At 70.3% G+C, this 26,481-nt stretch carries 28 protein-coding genes and 1 pseudogene; 15 read left to right on the top strand and 14 right to left on the bottom strand.

Annotated features, from left to right (window positions below; genetic code table 11):
* Nucleotides 1-28: 28 nt before the first annotated feature.
* From NF20_RS10780 to NF20_RS10755, 6 genes are all read left to right on the top strand, one after another.
* Nucleotides 29-727, top strand: a complete 699-nt coding sequence (locus NF20_RS10780; RefSeq protein WP_033712685.1) for a hypothetical protein — start codon at nucleotides 29-31, stop codon at nucleotides 725-727.
* Between the two features lie 8 nt (nucleotides 728-735).
* Nucleotides 736-1,668 (top strand): tRNA (adenosine(37)-N6)-dimethylallyltransferase MiaA, encoded by a 933-nt coding sequence (gene miaA / locus NF20_RS10775; protein WP_088295528.1) that lies wholly within the window; start codon nucleotides 736-738, stop codon nucleotides 1,666-1,668.
* Nucleotides 1,669-1,672: 4 nt separating this feature from the next.
* Entirely contained in the window at nucleotides 1,673-2,557 is an 885-nt protein-coding gene (dapF, locus tag NF20_RS10770; RefSeq protein WP_033712688.1) for a diaminopimelate epimerase, read from the top strand.
* Nucleotides 2,558-2,603: 46 nt separating this feature from the next.
* A complete protein-coding gene (hflX, locus tag NF20_RS10765; protein ID WP_033712689.1) occupies nucleotides 2,604-4,031 on the top strand; it encodes a GTPase HflX in 1,428 nt (475 codons plus the stop codon).
* A gap of 86 nt (nucleotides 4,032-4,117) precedes the next feature.
* Complete coding sequence (locus NF20_RS10760) at nucleotides 4,118-5,278, top strand: acyl-CoA dehydrogenase family protein (protein WP_033712690.1); 1,161 nt, start codon at nucleotides 4,118-4,120, stop codon at nucleotides 5,276-5,278.
* 278 nt (nucleotides 5,279-5,556) lie between these two features.
* Nucleotides 5,557-7,758, top strand: coding sequence for an LGFP repeat-containing protein (locus NF20_RS10755; RefSeq protein WP_033712692.1), 2,202 nt, complete (start codon nucleotides 5,557-5,559; stop codon nucleotides 7,756-7,758).
* A 6-nt stretch (nucleotides 7,759-7,764) separates the two neighbouring features.
* Here the strand turns inward: NF20_RS10755 and lexA are convergent, their stop codons facing one another.
* On the bottom strand, nucleotides 7,765-8,463 hold the full coding sequence (lexA, locus tag NF20_RS10750) for a transcriptional repressor LexA (RefSeq protein ID WP_003875223.1): 699 nt from the start codon (nucleotides 8,461-8,463) through the stop codon (nucleotides 7,765-7,767).
* A 312-nt stretch (nucleotides 8,464-8,775) separates the two neighbouring features.
* Here lexA and NF20_RS10745 point away from each other — a divergent pair, with 312 nt between their 5' ends.
* From NF20_RS10745 to NF20_RS10735, 3 genes are all read left to right on the top strand, one after another.
* On the top strand, nucleotides 8,776-9,270 hold the full coding sequence (locus NF20_RS10745; protein ID WP_033712693.1) for a LysM peptidoglycan-binding domain-containing protein: 495 nt from the start codon (nucleotides 8,776-8,778) through the stop codon (nucleotides 9,268-9,270).
* Nucleotides 9,271-9,421: 151 nt separating this feature from the next.
* Nucleotides 9,422-9,886, top strand: coding sequence for a transcriptional regulator NrdR (nrdR, locus tag NF20_RS10740; protein ID WP_003875225.1), 465 nt, complete (start codon nucleotides 9,422-9,424; stop codon nucleotides 9,884-9,886).
* A 38-nt stretch (nucleotides 9,887-9,924) separates the two neighbouring features.
* Nucleotides 9,925-10,410, top strand: coding sequence for a peroxynitrite isomerase (locus NF20_RS10735; protein ID WP_033717277.1), 486 nt, complete (start codon nucleotides 9,925-9,927; stop codon nucleotides 10,408-10,410).
* Between the two features lie 21 nt (nucleotides 10,411-10,431).
* Here NF20_RS10735 and NF20_RS10730 read toward each other — a convergent pair whose 3' ends face one another.
* The 3 genes from NF20_RS10730 to NF20_RS10720 are packed head-to-tail and all read right to left on the bottom strand — an operon-like array spanning nucleotide 10,432 to nucleotide 13,215.
* Complete coding sequence (locus tag NF20_RS10730) at nucleotides 10,432-11,118, bottom strand: PhzF family phenazine biosynthesis protein (protein WP_033712696.1); 687 nt, start codon at nucleotides 11,116-11,118, stop codon at nucleotides 10,432-10,434.
* 38 nt (nucleotides 11,119-11,156) lie between these two features.
* On the bottom strand, nucleotides 11,157-12,188 hold the full coding sequence (locus NF20_RS10725; protein ID WP_003875228.1) for an alpha/beta fold hydrolase: 1,032 nt from the start codon (nucleotides 12,186-12,188) through the stop codon (nucleotides 11,157-11,159).
* Between the two features lie 55 nt (nucleotides 12,189-12,243).
* A complete protein-coding gene (locus NF20_RS10720) occupies nucleotides 12,244-13,215 on the bottom strand; it encodes a proteasome assembly chaperone family protein (protein WP_003875229.1) in 972 nt (323 codons plus the stop codon).
* Between the two features lie 229 nt (nucleotides 13,216-13,444).
* Between NF20_RS10720 and NF20_RS10715 the strand changes: the two genes are divergently transcribed.
* Nucleotides 13,445-14,281 (top strand): trypsin-like serine peptidase, encoded by an 837-nt coding sequence (locus NF20_RS10715; RefSeq protein WP_009977965.1) that lies wholly within the window; start codon nucleotides 13,445-13,447, stop codon nucleotides 14,279-14,281.
* Between the two features lie 4 nt (nucleotides 14,282-14,285).
* Here the strand turns inward: NF20_RS10715 and sthA are convergent, their stop codons facing one another.
* A complete protein-coding gene (gene sthA / locus NF20_RS10710) occupies nucleotides 14,286-15,701 on the bottom strand; it encodes a Si-specific NAD(P)(+) transhydrogenase (RefSeq protein ID WP_003878620.1) in 1,416 nt (471 codons plus the stop codon).
* Nucleotides 15,702-15,814: 113 nt separating this feature from the next.
* On the opposite strand from sthA, the gene NF20_RS10705 reads away from it, so the two are divergent.
* Nucleotides 15,815-16,876 (top strand): DUF4192 domain-containing protein, encoded by a 1,062-nt coding sequence (locus NF20_RS10705; RefSeq protein ID WP_033712698.1) that lies wholly within the window; start codon nucleotides 15,815-15,817, stop codon nucleotides 16,874-16,876.
* Nucleotides 16,877-16,920: 44 nt separating this feature from the next.
* Here the strand turns inward: NF20_RS10705 and NF20_RS10700 are convergent, their stop codons facing one another.
* The 3 genes and pseudogenes from NF20_RS10700 to NF20_RS10690 all read right to left on the bottom strand — a co-directional run bounded on the left by NF20_RS10700 (nucleotide 16,921) and on the right by NF20_RS10690 (nucleotide 19,310).
* A complete protein-coding gene (locus NF20_RS10700) occupies nucleotides 16,921-17,610 on the bottom strand; it encodes a metal-dependent transcriptional regulator (protein ID WP_033712699.1) in 690 nt (229 codons plus the stop codon).
* 129 nt (nucleotides 17,611-17,739) lie between these two features.
* Nucleotides 17,740-18,729: a sigma-70 family RNA polymerase sigma factor SigB gene (gene sigB, locus NF20_RS10695; protein ID WP_024637055.1), complete on the bottom strand. Its 990-nt coding sequence runs from the start codon at nucleotides 18,727-18,729 to the stop codon at nucleotides 17,740-17,742.
* 120 nt (nucleotides 18,730-18,849) lie between these two features.
* Nucleotides 18,850-19,310, bottom strand: a pseudogene (locus NF20_RS10690) (DUF3099 domain-containing protein).
* A gap of 80 nt (nucleotides 19,311-19,390) precedes the next feature.
* On the opposite strand from NF20_RS10690, the gene NF20_RS10685 reads away from it, so the two are divergent.
* Complete coding sequence (locus tag NF20_RS10685; protein ID WP_003875237.1) at nucleotides 19,391-19,630, top strand: DUF3039 domain-containing protein; 240 nt, start codon at nucleotides 19,391-19,393, stop codon at nucleotides 19,628-19,630.
* Here the strand turns inward: NF20_RS10685 and NF20_RS10680 are convergent, their stop codons facing one another.
* Nucleotides 19,631-20,632, bottom strand: a complete 1,002-nt coding sequence (locus tag NF20_RS10680) for a YihY/virulence factor BrkB family protein (protein ID WP_003875238.1) — start codon at nucleotides 20,630-20,632, stop codon at nucleotides 19,631-19,633. It lies immediately after the preceding gene.
* Between the two features lie 65 nt (nucleotides 20,633-20,697).
* Nucleotides 20,698-20,883: a hypothetical protein gene (locus NF20_RS10675; RefSeq protein WP_003878617.1), complete on the bottom strand. Its 186-nt coding sequence runs from the start codon at nucleotides 20,881-20,883 to the stop codon at nucleotides 20,698-20,700.
* A gap of 123 nt (nucleotides 20,884-21,006) precedes the next feature.
* Between NF20_RS10675 and NF20_RS10670 the strand changes: the two genes are divergently transcribed.
* Nucleotides 21,007-21,366 (top strand): DUF952 domain-containing protein, encoded by a 360-nt coding sequence (locus NF20_RS10670; RefSeq protein WP_019732871.1) that lies wholly within the window; start codon nucleotides 21,007-21,009, stop codon nucleotides 21,364-21,366.
* Here NF20_RS10670 and NF20_RS10665 read toward each other — a convergent pair.
* From NF20_RS10665 to ppgK, 3 genes are all read right to left on the bottom strand, one after another.
* Entirely contained in the window at nucleotides 21,321-21,728 is a 408-nt protein-coding gene (locus NF20_RS10665; RefSeq protein ID WP_033712701.1) for a Rid family hydrolase, read from the bottom strand. The two genes, NF20_RS10670 and NF20_RS10665, sit on opposite strands and share 46 nt — an antisense overlap.
* A gap of 103 nt (nucleotides 21,729-21,831) precedes the next feature.
* Complete coding sequence (locus tag NF20_RS10660; RefSeq protein ID WP_081215431.1) at nucleotides 21,832-23,361, bottom strand: RNA polymerase sigma factor; 1,530 nt, start codon at nucleotides 23,359-23,361, stop codon at nucleotides 21,832-21,834.
* Nucleotides 23,362-23,538: 177 nt separating this feature from the next.
* Nucleotides 23,539-24,345, bottom strand: a complete 807-nt coding sequence (gene ppgK / locus NF20_RS10655) for a polyphosphate--glucose phosphotransferase (protein ID WP_019732867.1) — start codon at nucleotides 24,343-24,345, stop codon at nucleotides 23,539-23,541.
* A 104-nt stretch (nucleotides 24,346-24,449) separates the two neighbouring features.
* Between ppgK and NF20_RS10650 the strand changes: the two genes are divergently transcribed.
* A complete protein-coding gene (locus tag NF20_RS10650; RefSeq protein ID WP_009977947.1) occupies nucleotides 24,450-25,325 on the top strand; it encodes an inositol monophosphatase family protein in 876 nt (291 codons plus the stop codon).
* Nucleotides 25,326-25,330: 5 nt separating this feature from the next.
* Here NF20_RS10650 and cei read toward each other — a convergent pair whose 3' ends face one another.
* Nucleotides 25,331-25,999, bottom strand: a complete 669-nt coding sequence (gene cei, locus NF20_RS10645; protein WP_023868452.1) for an envelope integrity protein Cei — start codon at nucleotides 25,997-25,999, stop codon at nucleotides 25,331-25,333.
* A 177-nt stretch (nucleotides 26,000-26,176) separates the two neighbouring features.
* Here cei and NF20_RS10640 point away from each other — a divergent pair, with 177 nt between their 5' ends.
* Nucleotides 26,177-26,479 (top strand): DUF4193 domain-containing protein, encoded by a 303-nt coding sequence (locus NF20_RS10640; protein ID WP_003875246.1) that lies wholly within the window; start codon nucleotides 26,177-26,179, stop codon nucleotides 26,477-26,479.
* Nucleotides 26,480-26,481: the final 2 nt, after the last annotated feature.

The raw sequence follows: 26,481 nt of genomic DNA, 5'->3' as shown, positions 1-26,481 counted from the left end.
GCGCGCCGGGCCGCGTTAGTTTGGTGGCGTGCTGAGCGTCATCGCCATCGTCCCGTCGGCGCCGGTGCTCGTCCCCGAGCTCGCCGGAACCGCCGCCGACGAGCTGGCCGAGCTGAGCGCCGCGACGCTCGCGGCGGCCGCGTTGCTGCCCGATCGCTGGCTGATCGTCGGGACCGGCGCCGCCGACCAGGAGCTGGGTGACGACGCGGTGGGCACCTTCGCCGGGTTCGGGGTGGACGTGCCGGTCCGGCTGTCCCCGCCGGCCGACGGCCGGGCCGAGACGGCCCCGGCCGCGCTCCCGCTGTGCGTGCTGCTGGGCGGCTGGCTTCGCGGCCAGGTCCAGCCGCGGGCCGCCGCCCGGGCCCGCATCTATCGCGCCGATTACGACGCCGACACCGCCGTGCGCCGCGGCCGGCAGTTGCGCGCCGAGCTGGACGCGCTGCCCGAACCGGTCGGGGTGCTGGTGGTGGCCGACGGCGCGAACACCCTGACCCCGGCCGCCCCCGGCGGTCACCACCCCGGCGACGCCGCCGCGCAGCAGGCCCTGGACGACGCGCTGGCCGGCGGTGACATCGCCGCGCTGCGCCGCCTGCCGGGCCAGATCCTGGGCCGGGTCGCCTTCGGGGTGCTGGCCGGGCTGGCCGAGCCGGGGCCGCGCTCGGCCAAGGAACTCTACCGGGGGGCGCCCTACGGGGTGGGCTACTTCGCCGGCGCCTGGCAGCTGTGACGGCGGCCGTGCGGCCACTGGCGATCATCGGCCCCACCGGCACCGGCAAGTCCCAGCTGGCGCTGGACGTCGCCGAACGGCTCGGGCCACTCGGCGCCGAGATCGTCAACGCCGACGCGATGCAGCTCTACCGCGGGATGGACATCGGCACCGCCAAGCTGCCCGTCGACGCTCGCCGCGGCATCCCGCACCACCAGCTCGACGTCCTCGACGTCACCCAGACCGCGACCGTCGCCCGCTACCAGCGCGCCGCCGCGGCCGACATCGAGGCCATCCTGGCCGCCGGCGCGGTGCCGATCATCGTGGGCGGCTCCATGCTCTACATCCAGTCGCTGCTCGACGACTGGTCGTTCCCGGCCACCGATCCGCGGGTGCGGGCGCGCTGGGAGCGGCGGCTGGCCGAGGTCGGGGTGGGCGAGCTGCACGCCGAGCTGGCCCGCCGCGATCCCGCGGCCGCCGCGGCCATCCTGCCCACCGACGCCCGGCGCACGGTGCGGGCGCTGGAGGTCATCGAGCTGACCGGCCGGCCGTTCGCCGCGTCCGCGCCGCGGATCGGCGCGCCGCGGTGGGACACCGTCATCATCGGATTGGATTGCGACACAACGCTTCTCGACGAGCGGCTGGCTAGGCGCACCGACGCGATGTTCGAGCAGGGCCTGGTGGCGGAGGTGACCGGGCTGCTCGGGCGGGGGCTGCGCGACGGGGTCACCGCCGCGCGCGCCCTGGGCTACGCGCAGGTGATCGCCGCGCTCGACGCCGGCGGCGGCGACGAGCAGCTGCGGCAGGCCCGCGAGCAGACCTACGCGGGCACCCGCCGCTACGTGCGCCGGCAGCGGTCCTGGTTTCGGCGCGACCACCGGGTGCGCTGGCTCGACGCCGGCGCCTGCAGCCCGCCCCGCCTCGTCGACGCCGCCCTGGACGCCTGGCGCCACGTATCCTGAGCAGGTGAAATTCGCGAAGGGCCACGGCACCGAGAACGACTTCGTGCTGCTGTGCGACCCCCCGGCCGAGCTGCGCCTGACCGCGGCGGGCGTGGCCGCGCTGTGCGACCGGCGGCGCGGGCTGGGCGCCGACGGGGTGCTGCGGGTCACCACCGCCGGCGCCGCCGCCGCGGCCGGCGTGCTGGACCGGCTGCCCGACGGCGTGGCCGGCGGCGACTGGTACATGGACTACCGCAACGCGGACGGCTCGGTGGCCCAGATGTGCGGCAACGGCGTGCGGGTCTTCGCGCACTATCTGCGCGCCAGCGGGCTGGAGACCCGCGACGAATTCGTGGTCGGGTCGCTGGCCGGCCCCCGGCCGGTCACCGTGCACGCCGCCGACGCGACCGGCGCCGACGTCAGCGTCGACATGGGCAAGGCCAACACGCTGGGCAGCGGGGGCGAGGCCTTCGAGGCGACCGTGGGGGGCCGGCGGTTCGCCGGCCTGGCGGTAGACGTGGGCAACCCCCACCTGGCCTGCCTGGACCCCGAGCTGAGCGTCGACGAGCTGGCCGCGCTGGACGTCGCCGCGCCGGTGAGCTTCGATGCCGCCCAGTTCCCGGACGGGGTCAACGTCGAGGTCCTCACCGCACCGGCAGCCGGGGTGGTGCACATGCGGGTGCACGAGCGCGGCGTGGGCGAGACGCGCTCCTGCGGCACCGGAACCGTCGCGGCCGCCGTCGCCGCGCTGACCGCCGCCGGCGCCGACACCGGCACCCTGACCGTGCGGGTACCGGGCGGCGACGTCGTCGTCACCGTCACCGACGCCACCAGCTACCTGCGCGGGCCGTCGGTGCTGGTGGCCAACGGCGAAATCAGCGAGGAATGGTGGCAGCAAGCGCAGCGTTAATTCAGGTGCACGCCACCGAGGTTGCGTGCATCATCTTTTATTGCCTATGACACATCCCGAATTCCGCGACGACGCTCCGGCCATCACGGAGCCGAGCACCGGCGAACTCGCCCTGGAAGACCGGTCGGCGCTGCGCCGCGTCGCCGGCCTGTCCACCGAGCTCACCGACATCTCCGAGGTCGAATACCGCCAGCTGCGGCTGGAACGGGTGGTGCTGGTCGGTGTGTGGACCGACGGCACCGCCGCCGATAGCCGGGCCAGCATGGCCGAGCTGGCCGCGCTGGCCGAGACGGCCGGCTCCCAGGTGCTCGAGGGCCTGATCCAGCGCCGCGACAAGCCCGACCCGTCCACCTACATCGGCTCGGGCAAGGCGGCCGAGCTGCGCGACGTGGTGCTGGCCACCGGCGCCGACACCGTGATCTGCGACGGCGAACTGTCCCCGGCGCAGCTGACCGCGCTGGAAAAGGCGGTGAAGGTCAAGGTGATCGACCGCACCGCGCTGATCCTCGATATCTTCGCCCAGCACGCCACCAGCCGGGAGGGCAAGGCGCAGGTGTCGCTGGCCCAGATGGAGTACATGCTGCCGCGGCTGCGCGGCTGGGGCGAGTCGATGTCCCGGCAGGCCGGTGGCCGTGCCGGCGGCAGCGGGGGAGGCGTGGGGCTGCGCGGTCCCGGTGAGACCAAGATCGAAACCGATCGGCGCCGCATCCGCGAGCGGATGGCCAAGCTGCGCCGCGAGATCAAGGACATGAAGCAGGTCCGCGACACCCAGCGCAGCCGCCGGCTGCACAGCGACTTGCCCTCGATCGCCATCGTCGGCTACACCAACGCCGGCAAGTCCAGCCTGCTCAACGCGCTGACCGGGGCGGGCGTGCTGGTGCAGGACGCCCTGTTCGCCACCCTGGAGCCCACCACCCGGCGCGCCGAATGGGACGACGGCCGGGCGTTCGTGCTCACCGACACCGTCGGCTTCGTCCGGCACCTGCCCACCCAGCTGGTCGAGGCGTTCCGCTCCACCCTGGAGGAGGTCGTCGACGCCGATTTGCTGGTGCACGTCGTCGACGGCTCCGACGTCAACCCGCTGGCCCAGATCGACGCCGTGCACCAGGTGATCTCCGAGGTCATCGCCGACCATCACGGCAATCCGCCGCCCGAGCTGCTGGTGGTGAACAAGACCGACGCCGCCGGCGACGTGGCGCTGGCCAAGCTGCGGCACGCCCTGCCCGGCGCGGTGTTCGTGTCCGCGGCCACCGGTGACGGCATCGAGGGCCTGCGCCGCCGGATCGCCGAACTGGCGGTTCCGGCCGAGGCCGCCGTGGACGTGGTGATCCCGTATCACCGCGGCGACCTGGTGGCCCGGCTGCACGCCGACGGGCGGGTGCAGCAGGAGGAGCACAACGCCGAGGGCACCCGGATCAAGGCGCGCGTTCCGCTGGCCCTGGCCGGGCGGCTGCGCGAGTTCGCCGCCCCCTGAGCCGTCCCTGACCCCGGCGGCTGCCGACCAACCGTCTGGTTGGTATATGTTGGGCGACAGCAATCCCAGTCGCCCGGAGGTCGTCCATGAGCAGCGCCATCAAATACCAGCGCACGCTTTTCGAGTCAGAACACGAACTGTTCCGCGAGTCCTACCGGGCCTTCCTCGATCGTCACGTCGCGCCGTATCACGACGAATGGGAGAAGGCGAAGATCGTCGACCGCGGGGTGTGGCTCGAGGCCGGCAAGCAGGGCTTCCTGGGCATGGCGGTGCCCGAGGAGTACGGCGGCGGGGGCAACCCCGATTTTCGGTACAACACCATCATCACGGAGGAGACCACCCGCGGCCGCTACAGCGGGATCGGCTTCGGCCTGCACAACGACATCGTCGCGCCCTACCTGCTGGCCCTGGCCACCGAGGAGCAGAAGCAGCGCTGGCTGCCGAAATTCTGCACCGGAGAACTGATTACGGCGATCGCGATGACCGAGCCGGGCACCGGCAGCGACCTGCAGGGCATCAAGACCCGTGCGGTCAAGCAGGGCGACCACTACGTGCTCAACGGGTCAAAGACGTTCATCACCAACGGAATCAACTCCGACCTGGTGATCGTGGTGGCCCAGACCGATCCGGACAAGGGGGCGCAGGGCTTTTCGCTGCTCGTGGTGGAGCGCGGCATGGAGGGCTTCGAGCGGGGACGGCACCTGGACAAGATCGGGCTGGACGCCCAGGACACCGCCGAGCTGTCGTTCACCGACGTGCACGTGCCCGCCGAGAACCTGCTGGGCCAGGAGGGCATGGGATTCATCTACCTGATGCAGAACCTGCCGCAGGAACGGATCTCGATCGCCGTCATGGCGGCCGCGGCGATGGAGCAGGTGCTGGAGCAGACGCTGGAATACACCAAGGAGCGCAAGGCATTCGGCAAGCCCATCGGCAGCTTCCAGAACAGCCGGTTCGTGCTGGCCGAGCTGGCGACGGAGGCCACCGTGGTGCGCATGATGGTCGACGAGTTCGTCCGCCTGCACCTGGACCACAAGCTGACCGCCGAACAGGCCGCCATGGCCAAGTGGTACTCCACCGAGAAGCAGGTGCACCTGATCGACCGCTGCCTGCAATTGCATGGCGGCTACGGCTACATGCGCGAATACCCGGTCGCTCGTGCCTATCTGGATGCCCGGGTGCAGACCATTTACGGCGGCACCACCGAGATCATGAAGGAAATCATCGGCCGCAGCCTCGGCGTCTAGCGTTTCGCGCGGCCGGGGGCACGCCGGGTCGCGATTCGGACATGGCCCCGCATCGGTTCGACATCGATGCGGTATCCGTTTTTGTAAAATTCGTAATTTGACTTCGCATTTCTTGTTGGCTGGAGCAAAGTAATGCGAGCCCGGCGACAAGGCGGATCGTGAGTGGGTCCTTTCCCCGCGCCATCGCGGCCCGCGCGCCGGAGACGCAGTACGGGCGTCGCCGCAGAGGGAGCCATGCCCGTCGGCTGGAAGGCTTGGTGAAGGTGCACAGAGGTCGGATGCGCAAGCTGGTCGGAAGCGCGCTGGTCAGCTTGACGACCACAGCACTGGCCGCGGTACTCCTGGCGCCCGCCGCGACGGCGAGCCCGATCGGCGACGCCGAGGCGGCGATCATGGCGGCCTGGGAGAAGGCCGGCGGCGACACCTCCCCGCTGGGCGGCCGCAAGGGCGACGTGTATCCCGTCGGGGACGGGTTCGCGCTGGACTTCGACGGCGGCAAGATGTTCTTCACCCCGGCCACCGGCGCGAAATTCGCCTACGGGCCGATCCTGGACAAATACGAGTCGCTGGGTGGGCCGGCCGGCAGCGACCTGGGCTTCCCGGCCATCAACGAGGTGCCGGGCCTGGCCGGTCCCGACAGCCGGGTGGTCACCTTCTCGGCCAGCGACAAGCCGGTGATCTTCTGGACGCCCGAGCACGGCGCCCACGTGGTGCGCGGCGCCATCAACTCGGCCTGGGACAAGCTCGGCAGCTCGGGCGGGGTGCTCGGGGTGCCGGTCGGTGACGAGACCTACAACGGCGAGGTGTCCACCCAGAAATTCAGCGGCGGCCAGGTGTCCTGGAACCGGCAGACCAAGCAGTTCAGCACCGAACCGCCGGGGTTGGCCGACCAGTTGAAGGGCCTGCAGGTCGCCATCGATCCCACCGCCGCCATCAACACGGCCTGGCGCGCGGCCGGCGGGCCCGGCGGCCCGCTGGGTGCCAAGCAGGGCGGACCCACCCCGGTCGGCGGCGACGGGATCGTGCAGAACTTCGCCGGCGGCAAGGTGTTCTTCACCCCGGCCACCGGGGCGAACGCGCTGGAGAGCGACATCCTGGCCAAATACGAGTCGCTGGGCGGGCCGGCCGGCAGCGACCTGGGATTCCCCACCACCAACGAGACCGACGGCGGCATCGGGCCGTCCAGCCGGATCGCCACCTTCTCGGCCCCCGACAAGCCGGTGATCTTCTGGACGGCCGACCACGGCGCCTTCGTGGTGCGCGGCGCGATGCGGGCCGCCTGGGACAAACTCCGCGCTCCGGCCGGCAAACTGGGCGCGCCGGTCGGCGACCAGGCCGTGGACGGCGACGTGATCTCCCAGCAGTTCACCGGCGGCAAGATCTCCTGGAACCGGGCCAAGAACACGTTCAGCACCGACCCGTCGAACCTGGCGCCGCTGCTGTCCGGCCTGCAGATCTCGGGCCAGAACCAGCCGAGCAGTTCGGCCATGCCGGCCCACCCCAAGAAGTTCAGCTGGCATTGGTGGTGGCTGATGGCCGCGATCCCGGTCGCGGTCCTGCTGGTGCTGCTGATCTGGGTGCTGTTCGTCTGGCGCCGCCGCCGGCCCGGGCCCGAGGCCACCGGCTACGGCGTCGACCACGGCTACGACGCGGCCGAGGGGCAGTGGGGACACGACGACGCCGACGTGGCCACCGAGCACTTCGGCGCGCCGCCGTCCGGTGAGCCGCCGGCCGGGTCCGGGGCCGCCGCCCGGGTCAGTTGGCAGCGCCAGGCCCCCGCCGACGGCGGGTACGGGTTCGAGGAGGAGGAGGACCCCGACGCGGTCGACACCGATTCGATCCCGGTGGTCTCCGACGAGATGCTCGCCGAAGCCGACTATCCCGCCGCCGAGGCCGACTACACCGACTACACCGACGCCGTCCCGGAGGTCGCCGAACCCGAGGCCGCCGACGACGCCGCCTACGCCGACGCCGACTACGCCGAGGTCGACTACCCGGATGTCGGCTACCGGGAGGACGATTATCCCGACCTCGCCGTGCCGCACACCCCGCCCGACGCCGACGCCGTGACCGGCGGCATCCCGGCCGCCGAGGCCGACGACGAATACGCCGAGCTGGCCGCGCCGCAAGCGCAGCCCGAAGAGCGCCCGGAACCGCAGCCGGGACCGGAGGAGGTGGCGGAGGCCGCCGGTGCCGTCGCCGCCGGTGTCGCCGGGACCCGACCGCGGTCCGGACGGCACGCCGCCGCGGACGAGGAGGACGCCTCGGAGAACGGTCTGGCCGGCCCGGACGGGCGGCCGACGATCCACCTGCCGCTGGACGACCCCTACCAGGCGCCGGAGGGTTACCCGATCAAGGCCAGCGCTCGCTACGGCCTGTACTACACGCCGGGCAGCGACCTGTACCGGGACACGCTGCCCGAGCTGTGGCTGTCCAGCGAAGAGGTCGCGCAGGCCAACGGTTTCACCAAGGCCGACTGACCGGCGTCACACCTTGCGGATCACCGTGACCACCTTGCCCAGCACGGTCGCGTCGTTACCGGGAATGGGGTCGAACGCCGGGTTGTGCGGCATCAGCCAGACCTGACCGCCGGCGCGTTTGAACGTCTTGACGGTGGCCTCGCCGTCGATCATCGCCGCGACGATGTCGCCGTTGTCGGCGACGTGCTGCTGGCGCACCACCACCCAGTCGCCGTCACAGATCGCCGCCTCGACCATCGAGTCACCGACGACCTTGAGCAGGAAAAGCGTTCCGTCGCCGACCAACTCGCGCGGCAGCGGAAAGACGTCCTCGACGGCCTCCTCGGCGAGGATGGGCCCGCCGGCCGCGATCCGCCCGAGCACCGGGACGAAGGTGGGTTCGGGCAGCGCGTCGGAGCCGGCCACCTCGGTGGCGGGCGCGGCCACGTCGTCGTCCACGCCGCGGACATCGACCGCGCGCGGCCGGTTGGGGTCGCGGCGCAGATAGCCCTTGCGTTCCAGGGTGCGCAGCTGGTGGGCCACCGAGGAGGTCGACGTCAGGCCGACGGCGTCGCCGATCTCCCGGATGCTCGGCGGGTAGCCGCGGCTGGTCACCGAGGAGCGGATGACATTCAGGATGGTGCGCTGCCGTTCGGTCAGCGAGGGATCCACGGCGTGCAGCCGGCCGTCCGGTCCGGCTGATGAACTGTCGTTGCTGTCGTCCATGGCACCGAATGTAACCCCATCGCCGACGAGAATCAAACATGTGTTCGACTGGCGTGTCGTGTCCGACCCCGGTGTCGGCCGCGGAGCCCGCCTGGGGCCTAAAGACCCTACAACTGCGGAATCACACATGTGTAACTTTTGCGTAGACCGGGTACCTGATCTGCATGACAGTGGTAAGGCCGACGAAGTTGTCGGTGGCGTGATCTAGCGTTTGGCTCGTGCGACACGCTTCGCTCAAATGTTCGGGTTTCGAACACACAAGCGATTAGAGTCGAACACACGAGCGAGAGCTAGTTGACCGGAGGAACGCAGATGACAGTCATCCATACGCTTGCGCCGCGTCCGAGCAGTCTTCGGCGCCCGGTCAACGGACCGGTTCAGGGCGTTCGGTACGGCCGCGACGGGCTGACCCGTCCACGCCGGCCGGGGCCGGTCCGGCCCGCCGGGGCGGCGACCCGCTACCACGGCACCGGGGTGGCCATGTCGGTTGCTCCGCACCGGAGGCGCTCGGTCACCTGGGTGACGACGGTCGGGCTGGCGTTGGCCGCGGGGGCGATCACGCTGTGGCTTGGTGTGGTCGCCAACGTCGGTCAGGTGCTCAACGGCGACGCGCCGAGCTCGGCCGCCCACGTTCCGGACCGGCTCGCCGTGGTGCGGGTAGACCCGGGGGAGTCGCTGTCCGACGTCGCCCACCGGGTGGCGCCCGACGCGCCGGCCGCCCAGGTCGCCGACCGCATCCGCGAGCTCAATGACCTGAACTCGCCCACATTGGTTGCCGGCCAGACGTTGATCGCTCCCGTCGGCTGAACTCCTTGTGCCACAACGTTTCCGGGGCCCGATGCCACTGTTGCCGGTGGCGGGCCCGGAGGCCCGGTGGCTCCGTTAGCCGGGGCGCCGTCGGCGCAGGTACGCTCGAAGTCCTGCGGTACCCGGTCGTCGGCACGGTGAAGGAGCAGTCATGCACTGTCCGTTCTGCCGTCATCCGGACTCCCGGGTGATCGACTCGCGGGAAACCGACGAAGGCCAGGCCATCCGGCGGCGCCGCTCCTGCCCCGAGTGCGGACGGCGTTTCACCACCGTGGAAACCGCGGTGCTGGCGGTGGTCAAGCGCAGCGGCGTCACCGAGCCGTTCAGCCGGGAAAAGGTGATCAGCGGTGTCCGCCGGGCCTGCCAGGGGCGCCAGGTGGACGACGATGCGCTCAACCTGCTGGCCCAGCAGGTGGAGGACACCGTGCGCGCCGCCGGCTCGCCCGAGGTGCCCAGCCACGAGGTCGGCCTGGCCATCCTGGGGCCGTTGCGCGACCTCGACGAGGTGGCCTACCTGCGCTTCGCCTCGGTCTACCGGTCGTTCGAGTCCGCCGACGATTTCGAGCGCGAGATCCAGGCGCTGCGCGAGCACCGCGGGGTGGCGACCCCGGGCTGACGACGCCGCGCACACCGCGTCGGCCTAGGCTCGCGTTCATGCCCACCGACTTGCATCCCGACCTGGCGGCGCTGGCCCCGCTGCTGGGCACCTGGACCGGCCGGGGCTCCGGCAAGTACCCCACCATCCAGCCGTTCGACTACCTCGAAGAGGTCACCTTCTCCCACGTCGGCAAGCCGTTTCTGGCCTACGCCCAGAAGACCCGGGCGGCGGCCGACGGCAAGCCGTTGCACGCCGAGACCGGATACCTGCGGGTGCCGCAACCGGGTCGGCTCGAACTGGTGCTGGCCCACCCCAGCGGCATCACCGAGATCGAGGTCGGCAGCTACGCGGTCACCGGCGGCCTCATCGAGATGCGGATGTCCACCACGTCGATCGGGCTGACCCCCAGCGCCAAGAAGGTGACGGCGCTCGCGCGTTGGTTCCGCATCGACGGCGACGAGCTTTCCTACTCGGTGCAGATGGGCGCGGTCGGGCAGCCGCTGCAGGACCATCTCGCCGCGGTGCTGCACCGGCAGCGCTGAGGAGTCATCGCCGCCGGCTCGTCAATCCAGGTGCCGCACACCGTCATTGACCACCCGCCCGGCCACCCCCACCCAGCCTTCGGCGCTCCAGCTGGTTTCGATCACCGAACCCTTGCCCTGGGTGATCCGCAGGTCCCGGCTCAGGTAATCGGTGATCCGCATCGCCGCCGAACCGGTCGCCTCGTCTTCGGGCACGCCCAGGTTGGCGGCGAACATCCGGGACCGCAGCGCCCCGGCGGCCCGGTCGGTCCAGGCCCACAGGTAGTGCGCGGTGTCGTCGGAGAACTCCGTCGGATCGGCGGCGAGAACCTCCTCGGCCGAACCGAATTCGTGCAGCGCGAGTTCGGGCGCCCATTCCGAGCGGGCGCTGATGCGGGCGCGCGGCCCGTCGTAGCCGACCTGCACGATCCCGGCCGGAACCGCCAGCGTGTTGATCGGCGAGCCCTGCTCGCGCAGCCACCACGCGGCACCGACGGTGGGATGACCGGCGAACGGCAGCTCGGTGCGCGGCGTGTAGATGGTGGCGTGCGCGGTGGACGAACCGGGTGCCGGAAGGTCAACGAAAACCGTTTCGCTGTAACCCAATTGGGTGGCCAGCCGCTGCCGGTCGGCGACCTCGACCCGGCCGGCGTCCACCACGCCGAGCGGATTGCCGAAGTTGCCGTCCGAGTCGGTGAACACCCGCAGCACCGTCACGTCGATACCCATGGCCCGACTGTACGACCCCGGCCGCGGCCGGCCCGGACTCAGGTGGCGCTGCGTTCGTCGGATCCCATGGCGCTGAGCACCGCGACGCGGGTGGGCGCGGGGCCGGTGACGGCCTGCGCGCCGCCGCCGCTGCGCAGCAACCGGCGCAGCGCCTCCTGATCGTATGCGGCGGGCTCGGTGGAGTCGATGAAGCGCTCGACGACGTCGATGAACCGGGCCGGGTCGTCGTGGAACGGAAAGTGGCCGGAGCCCTCGAAGATCTCCAGCCGCGAGCCGGGCATGGCGGCGTGCGCCATCCAGGCGTGCCGGACCGGGACCACCACATCCTTGGTGCCCCAAACGATCTGCACCGGGATGGCCTCGGTCAGGTAGCAGCGGTCGAGCATGGTGACGATCTGCCCGCGCCAGTCCACCACCGCCCGCAGCGTCCGGCTGAACGCCGCCGACGCCGTCGGCTCGGGCAGGTCGTCGAGGATCCGCAGCACGTTGGGCAGGTCGCGGCCCAGGCCGGTGCTGCCCAGCGCGGTGCCCAGGACGCGGCCCATCAGCTGCACCGCCGGCAGCACCAGCGGCAGCCGCAGCAGGGCGATGGCTTCGCTGCCCAGCGGCAGGGACGCCCAGCGCAGCACGAAGTTCACGTCCTTGGTCACCCCGCCGGCGCCGACCAGGATCAGCCGCTCCACCAAATGCGGGAACTGGTAGGCGAATTGCATGGCCACCCCGCCGCCCAGGGAATGGCCGACGATGGTCACCCGCTCGATGTCGAGCACCGCCAGCAGGTCGCGCATCCCGTTGGCGTAGGCCGCCACCGAGTAGTCGGCGCGCGGCTTGTCGGACTGCCCGTGCCCCAACAGGTCCGGGGCGATGACGGTGAACCGCTGGGCGAGCTTGGCCTGCACGGTGTTCCACGTGGTGGAGTTGTCGCCGATACCGTGGATCAACAGGATCGCCGGCCCCGACCCGGCGATGCGGTAGGCGCGGCGGTAACCGTGAATGGTGCGGAACTCGAGGCGGGGTGCGCTCACTTCCCGCACCGGGCGGAGCGTGTTCTTGCGCTTCCGCTCGGTCATATCGCCAACCTTGTTGTCGGGCCGGGGTGACGGCGGTGGTGGCTGGGTGGTCGGGTCAGGCCTGGTCGTCGTCGTCGAACTTCTTCTCCGCCTGCTGGGCCAGGAATCGCTCGAACTCGGCGCCCAGCTCGTCGCCGCTGGGCAGGTCCCCGTCGCGAGTAAGTAACGACCTGTTCTCCTGGGCGTCGATGAAGGCATCGTACTGGCGCTCGAGCGCGGCCACCACTTGAGCCACCTCCGCGCTCGCCTCGACCTGCTCGTCGATCTTGGCCCGGATCACCTCGGCGGCTTCGCTCAACGCGGTCAGCGGCAGCTCCAGCGACGCGGTCTTGGCGACCTGCTCGAGCAGCGCCTGGGCGGCGGCGGGGTAGTCGGTCTGGGTGAGGTAGTGCGGCACGTGCACGGTGTAGCCGACCACCTCGTGCCCGTGCTGGGCCATCCGGTACTCCAGCAGGTTGGACGCGCTGCCGGGGACCTGGATCTCGGCGATCCAGGGCTGGAAGTTCTTGATCAGCTCCGGGTTGTTGGAGTGCGCCGTCATGGTGATCGGCCGGGTGTGCGGGACCGCCATCGGCACGGTGCCCAGGCCGATGGTCTGGCGCACGCCCAGCCGCTCGGCCAGCAGCCGCACCGCGGTGATGAAGCGCTCCCACTTCAGGTCCGGCTCCAGCCCGGCCAGCAGCAAAAACGGGGTGCCGACGCTGTCGCGCAGCGCGTACAGGCTCAGCTCGGGATCGTCGTAGTGGGTGAAGTGGTCGGTCTTGAAGGTCATCAGCGGGCGCCGCGAGCGGTAGTCCAGCAATTCGTCGATCGCGAACGACGCGACCAGCTCGGAATCGAGCGCCGCCTTCAGATGCTTGGCCGCCAGCCGGATGGCGTGCCCGGCGTCGGAAAAGCCCTCCAGGGCGTGCACCAAGACCGGGCCGCGCCCGTCGGACGTCGACAACTGCGGGGCGGGCAGCTCCAGCTCGTACATGCCGGCCTGCCCCGGCTGGTATTGATCACCTGCGTCTTGACGGTGAGTCATGGGGATCGCCTCCTTTCGGGGGTCTCTCCAGGGTGCCCTACCAAGTGTCCCCCGAATCGCGGGGCACCGACATCGAACAGCGAACGCGAAGTCACGCTGTCAGCTGAAACGTCACCATTGTCCGGCGTAATCCGCGGCGCCCCGATCCGGGGTCCGCACCGCGGCGCGCCAGCAAACCCGTGGCCACACCGCGACGCGCGGAAGTCGGCCCGGCGGGGCAGGGTCAGGCATGATGAAGGCGATGCGCGTACCGATCCTGATGCTCTGCTCGGTGGTGGGGGTGGCGGCGTCGCTGACGTCGTGCCACCGGCCCGTCGAGCACGTGTCGGGTGCCCCGGTGTCCGCACCGCGGGTCGGCGGCCCGGTGCAGCGGCTCAGCCAGCCCGAGCAGAAGGCCGTCGCGGGTCCGGTGGAGCCGGACCGGCGCATCGGGGCGATCTTCATCGACGGTGGGCCGCTTCATGTTTGCACCGGTTCGGTGCTGCATTCCGCGGCCGGCAACCTCATCATCACCGCCGCGCACTGCCTGGCCGGGGCGTCGCTGATCACGTTCGTTCCCGGCTTCGCCGGCGACGCCGCACCCGGGCCCGCCGACGTGTGGAAGGCCGACGCGGTGTACCTCGATCCGCGCTGGACCAACGGCAAGGATCCGCACGCCGATTACGCGGTGGCCCGGGTCAGCAACGACAGCGGCGCCGCCGTCGAGTCCCGGGTCGGGTTGGCGCTGACGCTGGGCGTCACACCCCCGCCGGGCAGCCGGGTCACCGTGCTGGGCTATCCGGCCGGCGTGGGCGGCTCGCCGATCGGGTGCCAGGCCGCCACGTCGGTCACCGACACCGGATTCCCGGCGCTGGCCTGCGAGGGGCTGGTGGACGGCACCAGCGGGGCGCCCTGGGTCAGCGGCACCACCGTGGTCGGGTTGATCGGCGGCCTGGAGCGGGGCGGCTGCGCGGCCAACATGTCGTACTCGGCGCCGTTCGACGCGCAGACCGCGGAGTTGCTGGCCCGCGCCGAGGCCGGCGGACCGGGCGACCCGATCCCCAACGACCTGCAGGACGCCTGCTAGCGGGTCAGCGGCGGAACTGGTTGAGCGCGCGCACCTTGTTCATCACGTCCAGCGCCGCCACCTTGTAGGCCTCGGAGAAGGTGGGGTAGTTGAACACCGCGTCGACCAGGTATTCCACCGTGCCGCCGCAGCCCATCACGGCCTGCCCGATGTGCACCATCTCGGTGGCGCTGGTGCCGAAGATGTGCACGCCGAGCACCTTGAGGTCCTGGGTGGACACCAGCAGCTTGAGCATGCCGTAGGAGTCGCCGGCGATCTGGCCGCGGGCCAGCTCCCGGTACCGTGCCACCCCCACCTCGTAGGGGATCGCGTCCTTGGTCAGCTCCACCTCGGTGGCCCCGACGTAGGAGACCTCGGGGATGGAGTAGATGCCGATCGGCTGCAGCTCGGTGATGCCGTCGGACGCCTCCCCGAACGCGTGGTAGGCGGCCAGCCGGCCCTGCTCCATCGACGTGGCGGCCAGCGCCGGGAAGCCGATCACGTCCCCGACGGCGTAGATGTGCGGCACCTTGGTCTGGAAGTTGTCGTCGACGAAGATGCGGCCCCGGTTGTCGGCCTCCAGCTCGGCGTTGTGCAGGTCCAGATGGTCGGTCTGGCCCTGCCTGCCGGCCGAGTACATCACCGTCTCGGCGGGAATCTGCTTGCCGCTGGCCAGGGTGGTGACGGTGCCCGCCGACCCGACGTCGACCGCGGTCACCTCCTCGCCGAACCGGAACGTCACCGCCAGGTCGCGCAGGTGGAACTTGAGCGCCTCGACCACCTCGGGGTCGCAGAAGTCGAGCATGTCGTCCCGCTTCTCCACCACGGTCACCTTGGTGCCCAGGGCGGCGAACATCGAGGCGTACTCGATGCCGATCACGCCGGCGCCGACCACCACCATCGAGGTGGGCAGCGATTTGAGGTCCAGGATCCCGTCGGAGTCGAGCACCCGGTCCTCGTCGAACTCGACGCCCGACGGCCGCGCCGGCCGGGTGCCGGTGGCGATGACGACGTATTTGCCGCTGATGGTGATCTTTTCGCGCCGGGACGGGTCCTCGACCTCGATGGTGTGCGGGTCGACGAAGCGGCCGTGCCCGATCAGCAGGTCGATGCGGTTGCGCATCAACTGGTTGCGCACCACGTCGATCTCCTTGCCGATCACGTGCTGGGTGCGGGCCAGCAGGTCGGCGGGGGTGATCTTCTCCTTCACCCGGTAGCTGGCGCCGTAGAGTTCACGCTGGCTCATGCCGGTGAGGTAGAGGACCGCCTCGCGCAACGTTTTCGACGGGATGGTGCCGGTGTTGACGCACACGCCGCCGAGCATCTGTCCGCGTTCGACGACCGCGACGGACTTGCCCAGCTTGGCCGATGCGATCGCGGCCTTCTGCCCGCCGGGCCCCGACCCGATGACCACCATGTCGTACTCTTGCGGCGAGCTCATGGGCTAAACAGTAGAGCAGCTCAACTCACAGTGCTGGGTTCATCCACAGCTGTGCTGCCGCGCCCGCGCGGCCGCGCACCCGGTGACGGTGGCGGCCGTCAGCGTGGGTGCTCATGACCACGCATCGACAACCCGACTTCACGCTTTCCCGCCCGGGCGCGCTCATCGCCGCGCTGCCCGCCGTTCTCGGCTTCGTCCCCGAAAGTTCATTGGTACTGGTGTCTTTGGAGGACGGGCGGCTCGGGTCGGTGCTACGCGTCGACCTGTCCGACGAGTTGGCGCACCGGGTCGACCACCTGGCCGAGGTGGCCGCCGCGGCCCGGCCCGAGGCGGTGATCGCGGTGATCGTCGACGCGGCCGGGGCGCCCTGCCCGAGCTGCAACGAGGACTACCGACAGCTGTGCGATGCGCTGTCAGAAGCGTTGGCGCGCAACGACATTGAGCTGTATGCCGCGCACGTGGTGGACCGGGTCGCGCTGGGCGGCCGTTGGCACTGCGTCGACGGCTGCGGGGCCAGCGGCCTGATCGACGACCCGTCGGCGTCGCCGCTGGCCGCCGCGGCGGTGCTGGACGGCAGGCGGCTCTACGCGCGGCGCGCCGATCTGCAGGCGGTCATCGCCGTCGAGGACCCCGAGCGCAGCGCGGCGTTGACGGCCGCGGTCCGGCGTCAGGCCGGCCGGCGGACCGCGGCGCACCGGGCGGATCCGGTGCGCCGCACCCGCGGCGACGTGGAAAAGGCCATGGCCGCCGCCGCCCGGGTGTCATCCGGTGAGGCGCTGTCCGACACCGAGCTGGCGAGGCTGGGCTGCGCGCTGAGCGACCCTCAGGTGCGCGACATGCTCTACGCGCTGGCCGTCGGCGAGGGCGCCGACGAGGTCGAATCGCTGTGGGCGGTGCTGGCGCGCACGCTGCCCGAGCCGTGGCGGGTCGAGGCGCTGGTGCTGGTCGCGTTCAGCGCCTACGCCCGTGGCGACGGTCCGCTGGCCGGGGTGTCGCTGGCCGAGGCGCTGCGCTGCGAGCCCGGGCATCGGATGGCCGGCATGCTGGACACCGCATTGCAGTCGGGTCTGCGGCCCGAGGACATCCGGGACCTGGCGCGCACCGGCTACCGGCTGGCCAAACAGTTCGGCGTGCGGATGCCGCCGCGGCGGCCGTTCGGCCGCAGGGCCGGCTGAAACGTTCGGCCGCGGGGCCGGCTGAAGCGGAGAAGCGGTGCGGCTCAGACCTTTTCGACCTTGACCGCGTGGGCCATCTCGTGCGGCAGGGTGACGTTCTCGTGGCCGGGGATGACGATCGTCACCCCCGCGGGGCCGGTCTGCACGGTCACCCGGGCGTTGGGCACCACACCGGCGTCCTTGAGCCGCGAGATCAGGTCGATGTCACCCTGGACGTGCTCGGTGAGCTGGCGCACCACCACGGCCACCGGGGCGCCGGACGGCAACTCGGTGAGCCGGACCAGGTTGGCCTCCTCGGCGCCGGACTCGGGCCCCACGCCCAGGTCCAGCAGCCCGGGAATCGGGTTGCCGAACGGCGAGGTGGTGGGGTTGTTCAGCACCTTCACCAGGCGCCGCTCGACGTCCTCGCTCATCACGTGCTCCCAGCGGCACGCCTCGGCGTGCACTTCCTCCCAGGGCAGCCCGATGACGTCGACCAGCAGCCGCTCGGCCAGCCGGTGCTTGCGCATCACGGCCACGGCCAGCGCCCGGCCCTTGTCGGTGAGCTCGAGGTGGCGGTCGCCGGCGACGTGCAGCAGCCCGTCGCGCTCCATCCGGGACACGGTTTGGCTGACGGTCGGCCCGCTCTGATCGAGGCGTTCGGCGATCCGGGCACGCAGCGGCGTCACGCCCTCTTCTTCGAGGTCGTAGATGGTCCGCAGATACATCTCGGTGGTGTCAACCAGGTCGTTCATTCAGCACCTTCCATCGACGCTGAGTCTACTTGGCCAGCTGCGTGAATGGGTGTAACGCGTCGACGGCAAGCAGTATGCCCGCCGCTGACGCGGCGGGCATACCGTCTGCTACCTAGCTTGGGTGAGCTATCAGCTCGCGTACGACCGTAGCCGGTCGGCGCGCTCCCCGTTGCGGAGTTTGGACATCACGTCCCGCTCGATCTGGCGGACCCGCTCCCGGGACAGCCCGAACAGCTTGCCGATCTGGTCCAGCGTGCGCGGCTGGCCGTCGTCGAGGCCGAACCGCAGCCGGATCACCTGGTGCTCGCGCTCGTCCAGGGTGGCCAGCACGCTGCGGATGTCGGTGTGCAGCAGCTCGGCGATCACCGCGTTCTCGGCGGACATCGCCTCGGCGTCCTCGATGAAGTCGCCCAGCGGGGCTTCCTCCTCCGAGCCCACCGGCATGTCCAGGCTCACCGGGTCGCGGCTGTGCTCGAGCAGGTCGTTGATCTTGTCGATCGGGATGCCCGACTCGGCGGCCAGCTCCTCGTCGGTGGCCTCGCGGCCCAGGTTCTGGTGCATCTCCCGCTTGATCCGCGCCAGCTTGTTGACCTGCTCGACCAGGTGCACCGGCAGCCGGATGGTGCGGCTCTGGTCGGCCATGCCGCGGGTGATGGCCTGACGGATCCACCACGTCGCGTACGTCGAGAACTTGAATCCCTTTGTGTAGTCGAACTTTTCCATCGCCCGGATCAGCCCCAGGTTGCCTTCCTGGATCAGGTCCAGCAACGGCATGCCGCGACCCGTGTACCGCTTGGCCAGCGACACCACCAGGCGCAGGTTCGCTTCCAGCAGATGACGGCGCGCGGCCTGGCCGTCGCGCACCACGGCCTCCAGATCGCGTTTGCGGTTCTCCCCGAGGCGCTTACGCGTTTCGAGCAGGTGCTCGGCGTAGAGCCCCGCCTCGATGCGCTTCGCGAGTTCCACTTCGCCAGCCGCATTCAGCAACGCCGTCTTACCGATCCCGTTCAGATACACGCGCACCAGGTCCGCTGCGGGGCTTTGAGCATCCAGATCGCCGTCAAATCTGCTCGTGCTGGCGTTCGCCATAGCGACCTCCCGTTCGGCTTGTACTGTCATCGGGTTCAACGACAGACCAGCCTTCTGAGTTCCCGGCGGTTCCCCATCTCACACGTGTTGACGTGCAGAAATGTGTCGCCGACCTGAGAATGTCCTGAGAAGTGCGCCCCGGCGGCACGCTCAGTGAAACGGCGGGCGGTCCCGATCGATTCCGTCCCACCCGCCCGGTTGCCACCGCGCCTGCGCAGCTGGCGGCGGCTCCAGCGCCGCCTGCTCGGCGCGGGGAAACAGCGGGGTGCGGCGGCGGGCGTTGTCGAACCGGCGGGCTCGTCGGGACTGCGCGGCGGCCGGTCGTTGGCGATCAGCACAGCCATCCACGGCAGCGGGATCGACGCCGCCACGATCGCCAGCGAGATCAGCCCGTTGTGCCAGGCGCCGTAGGCGACCGCCGCCAGGATCAGCGCCGGAATCCGGAAAGCCATCAGGGTCAGGTATTTACGCACCCGCGCGCGGTGCTGCTCCTCGTAGGAGGGCGCGGCGGCGGTGATGAGCACTGGCCGGCTCTTGTTGCGGTCAAAGTCGTCGAATCCGCCATCGAACCCCGAATCGGAGCCGTGCTTCATTCCTCCACTGTCCCACACCCGGGCGATTCCGGCTCGGCCGGTTTCCGCCCGTCCGGCGGCGCGTCCGCCGGTGCCGCCGTCGGTGCACAATATGGGGTATGCAGACCCAGACGATCGAACGCACCGAGACCGACGAACGCGTCGACGACGGGACGGGCAGCGATACGCCCAAGTACTTCCACTACGTCAAGAAGGACAAGATCGCCGAGAGCGCGGTGCTGGGCAACCACGTCGTGGCGCTGTGCGGCGAGGTCTTTCCGGTCACCCGGGCGGCCAAGCCGGGCTCACCCGTCTGCCCGGAGTGCAAGCAGATCTACGACCGGCTCAAGAAGGGCTGATCAGCCCCGCGGTTCGGCCGGCGCCACCTCGCGCCGCTGGGTGGCCGGGTTCGCGATCGGGCTGGCCAGCGTCTGCACCGTCCGCTCCAGGGCGGGCGACCGGGAGAACAACCAGGTGCGCAGCCGGTGCGCATGGGTCTTCGGCGCCGGGAACTCCTCCTGGACGGCGGCGTTGAGCTCGGCGCCCAGCATGATCGCGAAGCCGCCGAAGAACGCGAACAGCAAGAACGCGATCGGGGTGGACAGCGCGCCGTAGGTGTAGCCGGTGCTGGTGATCCAGCGCAGGTAGAAGCGCAGGCCCAGGGTGGCGGTGACGAACACCGTCGTGGCCAGCATGGCGCCCAGGATCAGCCGGTGCGACGGCAGCGGCTCGGGCAGGGCGACCCGGTACAGGATCATCACCGCGATCGTCAGGCCGACGATCAGGGCGGGGTAATAGCCGTAGCGCAGCACGTTGGACAGGCCGAGCGGGATGTGTTCGCCCACCTTGCGCGGGCCCACCACCACCAGCGGCGCGGTCGCCACCACGCCCACCAGCATCACCACGTAGAGGAACAGCGCGAAGAACCGCTGGCGCACCGGGTGGCGCAGCGGCGTCTGGTCGTGCGCCTCGACCACCGAGTCGACGAACGCCGAGATGGCCGACGACCCCGCCCACAGCGAGATCAGGAATCCCAACGACACCACCTCGCCGCGGGCGTTGTTGGCGATGTCACGGACGGTCGGCTCGATGATCTCGTTGACCACGCTGGGGGAGAACACGCTGTGCGCCGTCGAAATCAGCTGCCGCAGGATGCTGGGCAGCATGTCCGGACCGAACAGCGGCGCCACGTAGGCGAGCGTCCCCAGCAGCCCGAGCAGCAGCGGCGGCAGGGACAACGCCGACCAAAAACCCGCCTGAGCCGACTCCGAGAAGATCGAGTCGTCCCAACTCTTGGAAAGAGTCCTCAGGGTGATTCGCCAGATGTGGTGGCGCGACGGTTTTGCGACCTGATCGCTCATACCAGTCCAGCATTACCGGAAATCGCGCCCACTTCCCACATTGGCGGCGGGCGAGTTCGGCAGGGCTAGCTTTCGCTGACCTCCAGCACCGCGTCCAGCTCGGTCAGCTTGGCCTCGTGCTCGTTGGCGTGGTGCTGGCAGAAGAGAAGCTCCAGTCCGGAAGGCAGCTTGGCGCGCACCCGAGCCGCGGCACCGCAGCGATCGCAGCGGTCGGCTCTGGTCAGTTCAGGACTCGTCAGAGTTGCATTCATGGCTTCTCCGTTCTCGTACATTCACTTTCTCAGACGTATGGCGTTTTCGCCTTGTTCCCCGATCGTTATCGGGTGTGTCGTTTCTCACGACCTGGTCAGGTTTGGTTCGGCGGGGTCTCTAGGGTGGCGGTCGTGACCGTCACTCCCGGCGTCCTGGTGCACCTGTGCGGGGCGAAACAGTGGGCCCGCGCCCGACGCCGGGGCCGCATCGATCCGCAGGACGCCGACTTCATCCACCTGTCCACGCCGCAGCAGGTGCACCTGCCCGCCAACCGGCTCTACCGCGGCCGCGACGACCTGGTGCTCCTGCACGTCGACCCCGACCGGCTTGCGGCGCCGCTGCTTTGGGAACCGGGAGTGCCAACCGATCCCGCATCGATGTTGTTCCCGCATCTGTACGGGCCGCTGCCGGTGAGCGCTGTGATCGCGGTCACCGACTACCGGCCGGGACCCGACGGCGGCTTCCCGCCCGTCGCCACGTAGGCGTCGGCTTCGATCTCCACCAGCAACTCGGGCGCGATCAGCGCCGCGACCTCGACCATGGTGGCCGCGGGCCGTATCGCGCCGAACACCTCCGCGTGCACCGCCCCCACCTCGCGCCAGCGCGAGATGTCGGTGACGTAGATGCGGGTGCGCACCACATCGGCGAGCGCCGCGCCGGCCTGTTGCAGCGCAATCTCGATGCGGCGCAAGGCATCTCGGGCCTGGGCGGCGATGTCGCCGGCGGGCCCGGCGCCGGTTGTCCCGGCGACCCAGACGTGCGGGCCGACGCGCACCGCCCGCGCGTAGCCGACGTCGGATTCGAAGGCCGAGTCGGATTGGACCACGGTGCGGCTGGTTGACATGCGCCTCACGGTACGACGGCGACACCGCCGGGGCCACGAATTTTTCACACCTGGCTGAATTGCCTTGGGCGGCAACGCTTCCGGTGCGTTCCGCCCGGACCGCTCAGTCCAGGTAGTCGCGCAGCACCTGGGAACGGCTGGGGTGGCGCAACTTTGACATCGTCTTGGACTCGATCTGGCGGATGCGCTCGCGGGTCACCCCGTACACCTGGCCGATCTCGTCCAGGGTGCGGGGCTGGCCGTCGGTCAGGCCGAACCGCAGCCGCACCACGCCGGCCTCGCGCTCCGACAGCGTCTCCAGCACCGACTGCAGCTGGTCCTGCAACAGCGTGAACGACACCGCGTCGACGGCCACCACGGCCTCGCTGTCCTCGATGAAATCGCCCAGCTGGGAATCGCCCTCGTCGCCGATCGTCTGGTCCAGCGAGATCGGCTCGCGCGCGTACTGCTGGATCTCGAGCACCTTTTCGGGAGTGATGTCCATTTCCTTGGCCAGCTCCTCGGGCGTGGGCTCGCGGCCCAGGTCCTGCAGCAGCTCGCGCTGGATGCGGCCCAGCTTGTTGATCACCTCGACCATGTGCACCGGGATGCGGATGGTGCGGGCCTGGTCGGCCATGGCCCGGGTGATGGCCTGACGGATCCACCACGTCGCGTAGGTGGAGAACTTGTAGCCCTTGGTGTAGTCGAACTTCTCGACCGCACGGATCAGGCCCAGGTTGCCCTCCTGGATCAAATCGAGGAACGCCATCCCGCGGCCCGTGTAGCGCTTGGCCAGCGACACCACCAACCGCAGATTCGCTTCCAGCAGATGGTTTTTCGCGCGGTCGCCGTCGCGGCAGATCCACATCATGTCGCGGCGCTGGGCGGCGGGCAGCTTCTCGCCGCGCTCGGCCATCTCCGACATCAGCTGGGTGGCGTACAGGCCGGCCTCGATCCGCTTGGCCAGCTCGACCTCTTCCTCGGCGTTGAGCAGCGCGACCTTACCGATCTGCTTGAGGTAGGCGCGCACCGAGTCGGCCGACGCGGTCAGCTCGGCGTCCTTGCGGGCCTGCCGCAACGCCTCGGATTCGTCCTCGTCCCAGACGAAATCGCCGGAGGCCTTGTCCTTTTCGGACGGCTCGGCGATCTCGTCGTCCTCGTCGGCGACGGTGGCGCCGGCAGCCTTGGGGGCGGCGGCTTCCTCGTCCTCGCCCTCCTCGGCGTCACCGGGCTCGATGTCGGCGTCGTCGGCCGCCACGTCCTCCTCGAGGTCGTCGAGGTTCAGGTCGGTGTCGATGTCGAGGTCCTCGCCGGGCTCGCCCTCGAGGTCGGGTTCGGTGTCGAGATCCTCGACGGCGCCGTCGGTGTCGAGGGCGTCGGGATCGGCCGGGCCGCCCTTGGCCGCCTTCGTCCCGCGCGTCGACGCCGCCTTGGCGTCGGCACCCTTGGCCGACGAGCGGGTCTTCTTGGCGGGTTCGGCGGCCGCGCCGGCCTCGGACTTGGCGGACCGCGATGCGGTCTTGGTGGCCCGCTTGGCGGGCGCGGAGCCGTTGGCGGCCTTGGCCGCCGGCCGCTTGGCGGGGGACGACGGAGACTTCGTGGCGGTGCGTTTCACCGGCCCATCCGTCGCCGGGCTTGCTTTGGTCGCTGCCACTTACACCCCTTCGTTTGGGCTCACTTTCGGTGGGTAGTGGGCATGGTTAACCGAAAGTGTCTGCTATGTCGATGTCGGCGTTGGTATCAGCGTGACCAGTCGCACGCTGGCGGTTGGGCGTTCGCCGAGCACCATTGTAACGACAGTGCGCGGTACTACGGCTGTGCCGGCCAAAAATCAGTGGGTGACGTCCGAGGTCGCGGCCATGGCCGCGCCGACGATCCCGGCGGTGTTGAGCAGGGCCGCGGCGACCACCGGGGTGCGGTTTTCTAGCAGCGGCAGCCATTTGTCGGCCTTGCGGCTGATCCCGCCGCCGGCGATGAACAGGTCCGGCCACAGCGCGTTCTCGATGCTCACCAGCACCCGGGTCACCTGTTTGGCCCACTTCTCATAGGACCAACCGTGGCGTTCCTTCACCGAGGACGCCGCGCGCTGCTCAGCCTCCTTGCCGCCCACCTCCAGGTGCCCGAGCTCGGTGTTGGGTATCAGGGTGCCGTTGTGAATGACCGCCGAGCCGATCCCGGTGCCGAACGTCAGCAACACCACCAGCCCCGACTGGTTTCGGCCCGCCCCGTAGTGCTCCTCGGCCAGCCCGGCCGCGTCGGCGTCGTTGAGGACGGTGACCTCCTGGCCGTTCAGTTCGGCGCTGATGATGTCGCGCGCGTTGGTGCCGATCCACGCCTTGTCCACGTTGGCCGCGGTCTGCACGACGCCGTGGGTGACCACCCCGGGATAGGTGACGCCCAGCGGCCCGGTCCATTCGAAGGCGTCGACCACCGCGGCGATGGTCTTGGCGACCGCCGACGGTGTCGCCGGTTGCGGGGTCAGCAGCTTGACCCGCTCGCCGATCAGCAGCCCGGTGTCCATGTCGACGATGCCGCCCTTGATGCCGCTGCCGCCGACGTCGACGCCGAAGCCGCGCCGCGGCGGCGGGCCGGCGGCCGGGGCGTCGGGGGTGTGCGCGGTCGAGTCGGTGCTGGTCATCGAATCTCCTCGGCGTCACTGGGCTGTCCGCCCACCTTAACGCCGCGACCGCGCGGTCCACGGCGTCTGCGCGGCGGCGGCGACTGTGATGCGATGGACCGGTGATGCCCTCCGATGACGAGCTCGTGCGGCTGCGTTCGGTGGCCGAGACCCTGGCCGCCGAGGCGGCCGCGTTTGTCCGGCGCCGGCGCGCCGAGGTGTTCGGCACCGAGCCCGGCGGGGCGTCCGCCCCCGACGGCGGCGCGGTGCGATCCAAGAGCACGCCGACCGACCCGGTGACCGTGGTGGACACCGAGACGGAACGGCTGCTGCGGGACCGGTTGGCCCAATTACGGCCCGGCGAACCGATTCTCGGCGAGGAGGGCGGCGGGCCCGCCGAGCCGTCGGCCCCTGGGGACGGGACGGTCACCTGGGTGCTCGACCCCATCGACGGCACGGTGAATTTCGTGTACGGCATCCCCGCCTATGCGGTCTCGGTCGGCGCTCAGGTCGACGGCGAGTCGGTGGCCGGGGCGGTCGCCGACGTGGTCGGCGACCGGGTGTACTCGGCGGCCGCCGGTCTCGGCGCCCATGTCAGCGACGGCGCAGGCAGGCAACCGCTGCAGTGCGCGGCGGTCGACGATGTGTCGATGGCGTTGCTGGGCACCGGTTTTGGCTATGCGCGGCAACGGCGCGCGGCGCAGGCGGCGCTGTTGGCGCGGATGCTGCCGGTGGTCCGCGACGTGCGGCGGATCGGCTCGGCGGCGCTGGATCTGTGCATGGTCGCCGCGGGCCGGCTGGACGCCTATTACGAGCACGGTTTGAAAGTGTGGGACCGCGCCGCGGGCGCGCTGATCGCCGCGGAGGCCGGCGCCCGGGTGGTGCTGCCGGCACCCGACGGCGACGGGGCCGGGTTGGTGCTGGCCGCCGCGCCCGGGATCGCCGACGAGCTGCTGGCCGTCCTGGAACGCTTCGACGGCCTGGACCCGATCCTGGACTGAACGGCTCAGCAGCTGCTGGCGTGAATCTTGGCCAGCAGCGTGGGATCCGAGGGTTCGGTGGCCCCGGGCCGCAGGGTGGCCAGCACCGCGTCGATGTCGTCGTTGTGGGCCAGCGCGGTGAAGTCGGTGCCCAGCGCGAGGTCGACGGAGTCGTCGGCGCGGTTGTCGTTGAACAGTTCGGTGCACGGCGCCACCAGCCACACCGCCGCGGCGGTGGCCTGCCCGGCGGTGCCGAACCGGATCTGGCCCTGGCAGGTGAGCCGGGTGCCCGCGTACAGCGGGTCGTTGGCGGCGGTGGGCTGGGCGAAGCCGAGGTCTTTCATCGCCCCGGCGACGTCGCCGGCCTGCCCGCCGCGGCCGCTGGCGTTGAGCACGCGGACCTTCGTGTCGGCGAGCTTGGCGGGCGTCACGTCCATCATGGCGCTGCGCGACACCTGCTCACCGAGCTGGGCCGGCGCCGAACCCGTCGACCCCGCCGGCCCGGTCGACTTGGGTGGGGGATTGCACACCGCGGCCTCGTGCACCTTGGCGGGCCGCGTCAGCGCCACCGTCCAGATAACGGCGGTGGCCACCGCGAGCAGGCTCACCACCACGATCGCCGGCCGGGGGTTGCGCCGGCGGAATGGCCGGCCGTGCTTGTCAAAAGCGGTACCCTCGGTGATTTGTGTGACCACAGCTGCACTCTAGTCGCACGCCAAACCCCTGTTCAGAAGCGAGCGCAAGGGTAAAAATAGGGGTGTGAGGTAAATCACACCTTAAGGGGCCGCGATCCGGGCACGAATCGTTTGGTGGATGCGTTCGACGCTGGTACAAAGCGATGCTTGGATAACGAGGGCATGTGAGGGGAAAGAATGCCTACCGACTATGACGCTCCACGGCGTACCGAGACCGATGACGTCTCGGAGGACTCGCTGGAGGAGCTCAAAGCGCGACGGAACGAGGCGGCTTCGTCCGTCGTCGACGTCGACGAATCTGAATCCGCTGAATCTTTCGAACTGCCCGGCGCCGACCTCTCGGGGGAAGAGCTCTCGGTGCGCGTCATCCCGAAGCAGGCTGACGAATTCACCTGCTCGAGCTGCTTTTTGGTGCAACACCGCAGTCGGCTGGCCAGCGAGAAGAACGGCGTGATGATCTGTACCGACTGCGCGGCCTGATC

It is taken from the genome of Mycobacterium sp. MAC_080597_8934, from assembly GCF_000523975.1.
GTDB classification, from domain to species: Bacteria; Actinomycetota; Actinomycetes; order Mycobacteriales; family Mycobacteriaceae; genus Mycobacterium; species Mycobacterium avium.
Note: the sequence above shows the minus strand (reverse complement) of the source record. Positions and strands in the feature narration are given on the sequence as shown.

What these genes read in the sequence shown, in the direction of transcription:
- hflX (WP_033712689.1), top strand. Translation starts at nt 2,604, where the DNA reads ATGACACATCCCGAATTCCGCGACGACGCTCCGGCCATCACGGAGCCG.
- NF20_RS10760 (WP_033712690.1), top strand. Translation starts at nt 4,118, where the DNA reads ATGAGCAGCGCCATCAAATACCAGCGCACGCTTTTCGAGTCAGAACAC.
- NF20_RS10755 (WP_033712692.1), top strand. Translation starts at nt 5,557, where the DNA reads ATGCGCAAGCTGGTCGGAAGCGCGCTGGTCAGCTTGACGACCACAGCA.
- lexA (WP_003875223.1), bottom strand. Translation starts at nt 8,463, where the DNA reads ATGGACGACAGCAACGACAGTTCATCAGCCGGACCGGACGGCCGGCTG.
- NF20_RS10745 (WP_033712693.1), top strand. Translation starts at nt 8,776, where the DNA reads ATGACAGTCATCCATACGCTTGCGCCGCGTCCGAGCAGTCTTCGGCGC.
- nrdR (WP_003875225.1), top strand. Translation starts at nt 9,422, where the DNA reads ATGCACTGTCCGTTCTGCCGTCATCCGGACTCCCGGGTGATCGACTCG.
- NF20_RS10735 (WP_033717277.1), top strand. Translation starts at nt 9,925, where the DNA reads ATGCCCACCGACTTGCATCCCGACCTGGCGGCGCTGGCCCCGCTGCTG.
- NF20_RS10730 (WP_033712696.1), bottom strand. Translation starts at nt 11,118, where the DNA reads ATGGGTATCGACGTGACGGTGCTGCGGGTGTTCACCGACTCGGACGGC.
- NF20_RS10725 (WP_003875228.1), bottom strand. Translation starts at nt 12,188, where the DNA reads ATGACCGAGCGGAAGCGCAAGAACACGCTCCGCCCGGTGCGGGAAGTG.
- NF20_RS10720 (WP_003875229.1), bottom strand. Translation starts at nt 13,215, where the DNA reads ATGACTCACCGTCAAGACGCAGGTGATCAATACCAGCCGGGGCAGGCC.
- NF20_RS10715 (WP_009977965.1), top strand. Translation starts at nt 13,445, where the DNA reads ATGATGAAGGCGATGCGCGTACCGATCCTGATGCTCTGCTCGGTGGTG.
- sthA (WP_003878620.1), bottom strand. Translation starts at nt 15,701, where the DNA reads ATGAGCTCGCCGCAAGAGTACGACATGGTGGTCATCGGGTCGGGGCCC.
- NF20_RS10705 (WP_033712698.1), top strand. Translation starts at nt 15,815, where the DNA reads ATGACCACGCATCGACAACCCGACTTCACGCTTTCCCGCCCGGGCGCG.
- NF20_RS10700 (WP_033712699.1), bottom strand. Translation starts at nt 17,610, where the DNA reads ATGAACGACCTGGTTGACACCACCGAGATGTATCTGCGGACCATCTAC.
- sigB (WP_024637055.1), bottom strand. Translation starts at nt 18,729, where the DNA reads ATGACAGTACAAGCCGAACGGGAGGTCGCTATGGCGAACGCCAGCACG.
- NF20_RS10685 (WP_003875237.1), top strand. Translation starts at nt 19,391, where the DNA reads ATGCAGACCCAGACGATCGAACGCACCGAGACCGACGAACGCGTCGAC.
- NF20_RS10680 (WP_003875238.1), bottom strand. Translation starts at nt 20,632, where the DNA reads ATGAGCGATCAGGTCGCAAAACCGTCGCGCCACCACATCTGGCGAATC.
- NF20_RS10675 (WP_003878617.1), bottom strand. Translation starts at nt 20,883, where the DNA reads ATGAATGCAACTCTGACGAGTCCTGAACTGACCAGAGCCGACCGCTGC.
- NF20_RS10665 (WP_033712701.1), bottom strand. Translation starts at nt 21,728, where the DNA reads ATGTCAACCAGCCGCACCGTGGTCCAATCCGACTCGGCCTTCGAATCC.
- ppgK (WP_019732867.1), bottom strand. Translation starts at nt 24,345, where the DNA reads ATGACCAGCACCGACTCGACCGCGCACACCCCCGACGCCCCGGCCGCC.
- NF20_RS10650 (WP_009977947.1), top strand. Translation starts at nt 24,450, where the DNA reads ATGCCCTCCGATGACGAGCTCGTGCGGCTGCGTTCGGTGGCCGAGACC.
- NF20_RS10640 (WP_003875246.1), top strand. Translation starts at nt 26,177, where the DNA reads ATGCCTACCGACTATGACGCTCCACGGCGTACCGAGACCGATGACGTC.